Annotated in this window: 6 protein-coding genes; 2 read left to right on the top strand and 4 right to left on the bottom strand. The window is 61.2% G+C overall.

Annotated features, from left to right (window positions below; genetic code table 11):
• Window positions 1-462: 462 nt before the first annotated feature.
• From HMPREF2890_RS06185 to rsmA, 4 genes are read right to left on the bottom strand one after another with little or no spacing between them, the layout of a single operon-like run.
• A complete protein-coding gene (locus HMPREF2890_RS06185) occupies window positions 463-1,440 on the bottom strand; it encodes an NAD(P)-dependent oxidoreductase (RefSeq protein ID WP_070466629.1) in 978 nt (325 codons plus the stop codon).
• A 40-nt stretch (window positions 1,441-1,480) separates the two neighbouring features.
• Window positions 1,481-3,019, bottom strand: coding sequence for a glycoside hydrolase family 10-like protein (locus tag HMPREF2890_RS06180; RefSeq protein WP_070466739.1), 1,539 nt, complete (start codon window positions 3,017-3,019; stop codon window positions 1,481-1,483).
• A gap of 10 nt (window positions 3,020-3,029) precedes the next feature.
• Window positions 3,030-4,388, bottom strand: coding sequence for a magnesium transporter (gene mgtE, locus HMPREF2890_RS06175; protein ID WP_070466627.1), 1,359 nt, complete (start codon window positions 4,386-4,388; stop codon window positions 3,030-3,032).
• Window positions 4,385-5,203 (bottom strand): 16S rRNA (adenine(1518)-N(6)/adenine(1519)-N(6))-dimethyltransferase RsmA, encoded by an 819-nt coding sequence (gene rsmA, locus HMPREF2890_RS06170; RefSeq protein ID WP_070466737.1) that lies wholly within the window; start codon window positions 5,201-5,203, stop codon window positions 4,385-4,387. The genes mgtE and rsmA overlap by 4 nt, the downstream gene beginning before the upstream one ends.
• Window positions 5,204-5,347: 144 nt before the next feature.
• Here rsmA and HMPREF2890_RS06165 point away from each other — a divergent pair, with 144 nt between their 5' ends.
• Together HMPREF2890_RS06165 and hemH are read left to right on the top strand one after the other, a co-directional pair.
• On the top strand, window positions 5,348-6,358 hold the full coding sequence (locus HMPREF2890_RS06165; RefSeq protein ID WP_070466625.1) for a lysylphosphatidylglycerol synthase transmembrane domain-containing protein: 1,011 nt from the start codon (window positions 5,348-5,350) through the stop codon (window positions 6,356-6,358).
• On the top strand, window positions 6,355-7,296 hold the full coding sequence (hemH, locus tag HMPREF2890_RS06160) for a ferrochelatase (RefSeq protein WP_070466623.1): 942 nt from the start codon (window positions 6,355-6,357) through the stop codon (window positions 7,294-7,296). Before HMPREF2890_RS06165 ends, hemH begins: the two co-directional genes overlap by 4 nt.
• Window positions 7,297-7,602 lie beyond the last annotated feature (306 nt).

Here is a 7,602-nt window from a genome sequence, read left to right as displayed (position 1 = left end):
CCGGTATTAGAGAAGACTAATATCGGTATTAGGAAACTCTAATATCGGTATTAGTCTTCTCTAATACCGATATTAGAACATTGCTTGTAGGGAGGGGGCTTTTCGGCGACCCGCAAAGAGGGGGGGGGCGAGATCGTTGGGTGCGACTCTGCACATCGGTCACTCCTTCGCGGATGACCGATGCCTATGGAGCGAGCACCCCTGCGGGGGTGCCTCGCAGCCCGATCCCGAAGGGCGCGCTATATTATCGGACAAATCGGACGGGTCGGACGATGCGATGGACACCTAAGTGCTCACCTGCATAAAACTCACCCCGCCTGCCGATCCTGAAGGGGCGAAGCCCCGGAGGGATCATCCTTGGGGGGAGGACTGCATAGGGAGCTAAAAAAAGGACTTGTGCCGGGAGGCGGTGGCTCTCAGCACAAGTCCTTACTATGTGTGTGCGACCCGGGGGGCGGGCGGTTACTTGGGGTCGGAGGGGTTGTAGACGTAGGCGACACGACGGTCCCCGAGGAGGAAGCCGAGGATATTGTCCCGGTGCTCGTACTCCATAGAGAGGCGGGACTCGGTCGTCTGGGTACCCACATGGGGCGTCATCACCACGTTCTCCATATCGTAGAGGGCATCGAGGGGCTTGTCGCTATGCTCAAAAACATCGAAGGCCGCCCCGGCGAGCTTGCCACTCCGGAGGGCGTCGACCACCGCCTGCTCGTCCATCACCGCTCCTCGGGCGACATTGACGAGGATAGCACCGTCACGCATCAGGGCGATGGTGTCGGCATTGATGAGGTGCCGGGAGTCAGCATTGAGCGGGGTGTGGAGGGAGACGATGTCGCTCTCTCGGAGGAGGGTCTCCAGGTCGGCATAGGTGACGCCGAGTGCCTCCTCCTCAAGCGGGTCGAGCCGGTGACGCTTATTATATAGTATGGTCACACCGTAGGGGCGGAGGAAGTCGGCGACACGACGGGCGATATTGCCAAAGCCGACCAGCCCGATAGTTTTTTTGCCGAGATCAGTCCCCATAAGCCCGGTATTGACCGCATCGCGATCGCGACGCAGGCGGCTGTCCCATACGGTGATGCGCCGGGTGAGCGACAGCAGGAGCGCCATCGTCAGCTCCGCCGTCCCCTGGATCACCGACCGAGGGGTATTGGTGACGGCGATGCCGCGCTTCTTTGCGGCGTCGAGGTCAATGTTATTGAAGCCGACACCGTAGTTGGCTATCAGCCTGAGGTGAGGGAAGTGGCTCATCACCTCCTCGGTGATCGGGTGGGTGAAGCTTGAGGCGATTACCTCAGCATCCGCCGGGAGGGCGGAGAGGTCCTCGGGGTCATAGACAAATCCGGGCTCAGGCATGAAGACCTCACAGCCCTTCTCACTCAATTCGTCGTAGCCCTCGGGCTTAAAGGGAGGGAAGGTAAAAGCAATCTTGTGGCTCATGGCTATTCTTCTTTTTTTCTCTAAAAAAAATGATCTCAGATCATAGGACCGCTTTGATCTCTCGAGCGATCACGTGCTCGTGACCGAAGCGATCGATGCGGGTGATGGTGAAGGCGACCTTGAAGGTCCCCCCTAAGTCGAGCGGACGGAAGCGGGTGTCGTGAGTCCGCCCAACGATATTCTCGGGGTCGAGGGCCTTGCGGAGGGATGTCCCGCGCTTGTGGCAGTAGACTACGTAGTAGGCGGTCTCCTGACCCGGCGGGAGGGGCAGGTCGTCCATCCAGACCAGCTCCTGCCTGCCGCTCCCCCGGAGGACTGCGGCGTCGCGCTCCGGCTCCGGGAAGGGCTCCATGGTGGCGGGATAGGGGCGCTCAGGGAGGAGGGCGGGGAGGGGCCAGTAGTCCCGGTGGAGCTGATCGGCAATCCCCCTGTAGGAGACGCCCCAGAGGTCGTCCCCCGGCCAGATGGCGTTGCCTGCGGTATGCTCGGCGGCGAGGACCAACTTGGGGTGGAGCTGCCCGCCATCCATCGTGCGGCGCACGTGCTGACCAACTACCAGCTGCGCGTGGTGGATGTGGCGCGACCACCAGAGCACCAGCTCGGTGTAGTCGGCCACCTTATTCCCCATATTCCAGTAGATCTGAGGGACGACGTAGTCGATGAGCCCCTCCTCGTCCCAGAGGAGGAGGTCAGCGTAGAGATCGTCGTAATTCTGCAGTCCTGCCGTTCTTGACCCTATGGGATGGGTCCGCTCATTGCGGTAGATGCCGAAGGGGCTGATGCCGAGCTGGACGTAGGGCTTGACGCTGTGGATCGTGCGGGACAGGTCACGGATCAGTCGGGTGACATTGTCCCTCCGCCAGTCGCCCTTAGAGGCAAAGGCGGCACCATAGCGGCGGTAGGTCGCGTCGTCGTCAAAAGTCTCCCCGGCTATCGGATAGGGGTAGAAGTAGTCGTCGAGGTGGATCCCGTCGACATCGTAGCGGGTGACGATGTCGCGCACCACCCTGCAGGTGTAGGCGCGCACCTCGGGGAGGCCGGGATCGAAGAGCAGCTGCTTGCCGTAGCGGACAAACCACTCGGGATGCTTGCGGGAGGGGTGCCCCGGGGCGACGGCGGAGCCGACGTCGGCGACAGCGCGGTAGGGATTGATCCAGGCGTGGAGCTCGATGAAGCGCTCGTGGCAGATCTTGACCATAAAGGCAAGCGGGTCCCAGAGTGGCTCCGGTGCCCTACCCTGCTCTCCGGTGAGGAAGCGGCTCCACGGCTCATAGGGTGAGTAGTACCAAGCGTCTGCCTCGGGCCGAACCTGGAAGTAGATCACATTGACCCCCAGCTCCGCCAGTCGGTCGACCTTCTGCCGCAGATCGCTCTGCAGCTCCGCTACGGTCATCCGCGCATACTGGGAGCGGTAGATGGTGGGAAACCAGACAGCCCGTACCTCCCGCCGAGGAACCTTGTAGTTCGCTTCGTAGGCCTTCTCTGCAGCCTTCTGCACCACACTCTTGCGGGAACCGCAGCCGGTGGAGAGGAGGAGGAGAGAGAGGAAGAGGGGAAGGAGGAAGAGGGGGCGCCTCATAGCAGGGAGATCAGCGGAAGTGACCATAGAGGGCTTGGGTGATGGTCATGTAGACAAACATACCGATGAGGTCATCTAAGATCGTGATGAAGGGACCGGTGGCGCGTGCGGGGTCGATCTTCACTGCATTCATCAGGAGCGGGATCACCGAGCCGAAGAGGCTGGCACAGATCACCACGACAAAGAGGCTGAGGGAGACGCTTGCCATCACCAGCATATCCTTGATGTAAAAATAATTGTAGACAAAGACGACCATACTGATCACGCTGGCGATGACGAGGGCGACGCAGAGGTCATTGAGTATCGTGCGGGGGATGCGCTTCAGGTCGAGTGTCCCGCGCGCAAGGTCCTGAACGACAATTGTGGAGGACTGCATGCCGACATTACCGCCCGTACCACCGATAAGGGGGATGAAGAGGGAGATCTGCGGGATCATCGCAAAGACGCTGTCGTAGATGCCGAGGAGTTGACTATTGAAAATCCCCCCGATCATCCCGATTAGGAGCCACGGGAGACGGGCACCGGTCTGCTTGAAGATATTGTCGGACGTGTCGATGTCGGAGGAGAGACCACTCGCCATCTGGCTCTCCGCCTCGTGCTTCTCACGCATCTCATCCACCACGTCATCGATGGTGATGACGCCCTTGAGCCGCCCGAGGGCATCGACGACCGGTATGGCGACGAGGTCGTACTGGTCAAAGGTCTTGATCACCGTATCCATGGAGTCGCTCTCGTGGAGGATGACGGGATTGGGGAGCATCACGTACCGGATCTCGCTGATGGAGGGATTGGTAATGACGGTCTTCGTCGGCAGGATGCCGATCAGCCGCTTCAGGTCATCGACGACGTAGACGTAGTAGATCTCGTCCAGCTCCTCGGCCTGACGGCGCATCTCGTCGAGGCACATGGGCATGGACCAATTGGCATTCACCACGATCATCTCCTTCCGCATCACACCGCCGGCGGTGTCCTCATCGTAGTGGAGGAGGTCGACGATATTGCCAGCCTGCTCCAGGTCGGGGATATGGGCAAGGATCGCATCCTGCCGCTCGCTCCGCAGGTCGCGGATCAGGTCGGCGGCGTCGTCGGTATCCATATTCTGGACGATCTTCGTAGCGATCTCCTGCTCCGGCACGAGGGAGAGGATCTCACGTCGCCGGTCCTGGTCCATCTCGGTGATGACGTCCGCCACCTTGACATCGGGGAGCACCCGGAGGGCACGCGTCGCATCCTCATCGGAGAGGTCGTCGATGAAGGTGGCAATGTCGGTCGGGTGCATCGCGTGGAAAGTGCGCTGCAGCTTAGCCGCATCGTTGGTGTCGAGGTAGTGACGGAGCTCTTTCGTCAGTTCGGGGGTCAATTCGATCATCTCAGCGTTTCTTCATCATTAGGGCAGATCGTCTTTTCGTCCACAGCACGGGTGAGGGCAATGAAGTCCTCGACGTCGAGCTGCTCAGGGCGCATCGTCAGGTAGCGCTCAATCTCCGGCGGGATCGACTCCGGGAGCAGTCCTCTCAGCGAGGAGCGGATCATCTTACGGCGCTGGGCAAAGACCGCCTTGACCACCCGACGGAAGGACTGCTCACTTACACCGAGGGTGGTGCGGTCGTTGCGTGTCAGCCTGAGGACGCCACTCTGCACCTTAGGCGGTGGGGTGAAGGCGCCCGGTGGGACCGTGAAGAGGTACTCCGCATCGTACCAGGCGCGCAGAAGCACCGTGAGTATGCCGTAGTCCCTCGTGCCCGGCTCAGACGTCAGGCGACGCGCCACCTCCCGCTGCAGCATCCCCCCCGCCATCGGGATCAGGTCGCGGTACTCCAGCATGTGGAAGAAGATCTGACTGGAGATATTGTAGGGGTAATTGCCGATGAGGAGGAAGGGCTGCTCCTCCGGGAAGATCCGATCGAGGGGGAGTGTCAGGAAGTCTCCCTCGATGAGCCGATCGCCCTGCAGCTCGGGGAAGGTCTCCCGCAGATACTCCACGGACTCCCCGTCCAGCTCGACGACGACGGTGTCCCGATAGATCGAGAGGAGGTACTTCGTCAGCACACCCATACCGGGCCCCACCTCCAGGATCGGCAGATCCCGACGGGAGACCAGTATCTCAGCGATACGCTCCGCCACGGACTCATCGTGGAGGAAATGCTGTCCGAGGGCTTTCTTGGCCCGTACGCGCTTTGTCATGCTATCAGTCGGTCGGATCAGAGGGCGAGGAGGTCCCGAGTTAGAGTGAAAAAGGCTACCTTTGCCCATCACTTGATAGGGATCCCCGCTTCTCTCACCCCATTTCGTACAAAAGTACCAAAAAGAGAGCGGACCCACGCACTCATGACAGGTAAGCTACCAAAGAGTCTCCGGATCATCCTCCCCCTGCTGATAGGGGTGCTCCTCATCGTCCTGCTCTACAGAAAGGTCGACTTTGACGTCGTGCAGGAGACGCTCCGGGAGGACGTGAGGTGGTGGGTGATCGTGCTCTCCTGCCTCCTCGGGCCACTCTCCGTACTCTTCCGTGGGCTGCGGTGGGACCTACAGGTGGCACCCCTGCGCGCCGTCAGGGACGGCTCCACCCTCACCGCCTCGGTCCTCCACGTGCAGGGAAGCTACGCGGTCAATATGGTGATCCCTCGCCTCGGAGACCTCTGGCGCTGCAGCTCGATGCAGGGCTACAGCGGGCTGCCCTTCTCCCGGCTCCTCGGGACGATGATCGCCGAGCGGGCTGTGGATATGATCACGACGCTCTTCCTGATCCTCCCCGGTCTGGCACTGAATGCAGCCTACTTCACCGCATTTCTCCGCCACCACGTCCGCATCCCCTCACCCACAGAGGGACCCGCCGCCTCTCCCCTCACCTGGCTGCTCCTGCTACTGGCCGCGGGACTGGGGGTCTACCTGATCGGGAGAGTGACGAGGCGACTGCGGCTCCGGCATAAGCTCCGCAAGGGGTGGCTCAACTTCCTCGTGGGACTGCGGACGATACTGGAGATGGACCGCCGAGCGAGGGGACTCTTCCTCCTCTACACGGTCGGGATATGGTCGTGCTACTTCTTCGCCTTTTACCTCACCTTTGGCGCATTTAGCTTCACGGAGCAGCTGGGGCCGGGGGTGGCTCTGGTGATCTTCTCCCTCATCACCATCTCATCGATCCTGCCGATACAGGGCAATATCGGGCCGTGGCACTTCGTCGTGATCCAGTCGTTGATCTTCTTCGGCGTCGCTGCCGATCCCGCCGCCTCCTTTGCGCTGATCGTCCACACCACGCAGACGGCGACGACCACCATCTTTGGTCTCGCAGCGATCCTGCTCCTTCCTTTCCTGAGAGAAAAGAGTAAAGAAAAATGACACTGGTAGGCTACCTCCTCACCAATACCGGCTCCCCCCGCTCGTGCTGCGTGGAGGATGTGGGGCAGTACCTGCGGACCTTCCTCACCGACCCGGCGATCATGGGGATGCCCTACCTCCTCCGGCAGCTGCTGGTGCGGGGGATCATCGTGCCGAGACGGGCGCCCAAGTCGGCGAAGCGGTACCGGCAGATCTGGATGCCCGAGGGGTCACCCCTTGTGGTCTACAGCCGCCAACTGGCGGAGGAGCTGAGCCGGCTCTCCGGCTGCCCCACCTACCTCGCCATGAGGTACGAGGAGGGGTCGGTCGATCGGGCGCTGAGGCAGGCTGAGGCGGACGGCGTGACGGAGCTGATTTCGCAGCCACTCTACCCGCAGTATGCCTCAAGCAGCTTCGGCTCCGCAAGCAACTTTATCCGAAGGAGGTACGAGGCTCTGCGACCCTCCTACAGACTCACGGAGCGGGGCCCCTTTTACGACCACCCGGACTTCATCCACTCTCTGGCGGAGCAGGTGGCAGGAGCCGAGCTGTCACCGGAGACGCATCTCCTCCTCTCCTTCCACGGGATTCCGCTCTCTCAGGTGAAGCCCTACCTCAGGGACCCTGAGCGGGACTATACCTATCAGTGCCGGCGGACGATGGAGCTGCTGCTGGAGTGCCCGGAGGTGTCTCCACTACGGAGCCACGAACTGGTCTACCAGTCGCGCTTCGGTCACCGCTGGCTGACGCCGGAGCTCAAGAAGCGGCTCGCCGCACTGCCGGGCGAAGGGGTCAGGAGGGTGGCGGTCCTCTGTCCCTCATTTGTCGCAGACTGCCTGGAGACGCTTGAGGAAGTGGGCATCGATGGGCGAAAGATCTTCCACGAGGCGGGCGGCGAGGAGCTTACGCTCATCCCCTGCCCCAATGGCTCCCCCACCCTCGCCCGCGCCCTCCTCTGAGCTCAGGTGGATGCGAGGGTGCCGGACTTGTCGGATGAGTCGGACAAGTCGGACGACCTGCACAAAGCCCCAGCCCACCAGCATACCGGCATCCGTAACGAGGCACGAAGTGCCGAAGACCGATATGAGACCTTTGCATAATACCCCATCTGTGGCGTCACATTCGAGATTCGGGCTTGGTTATGTGCGTAAGCACACTCCCCTCGCCCTCACTCTCAGTTCCTTGCATCTGAGGTATTCTGCAAACTTCCTGCCGAAAAAGCGCTGCTTTTTCGGCGAAAGACCATTTTGCAAAGGTCTTGATAT

The sequence above is a fragment of the Porphyromonas sp. HMSC065F10 genome, assembly GCF_001808555.1.
Lineage (GTDB): Bacteria > Bacteroidota > Bacteroidia > Bacteroidales > Porphyromonadaceae > Porphyromonas_A.
This window is presented reverse-complemented; position numbering and strand designations above follow the sequence as displayed.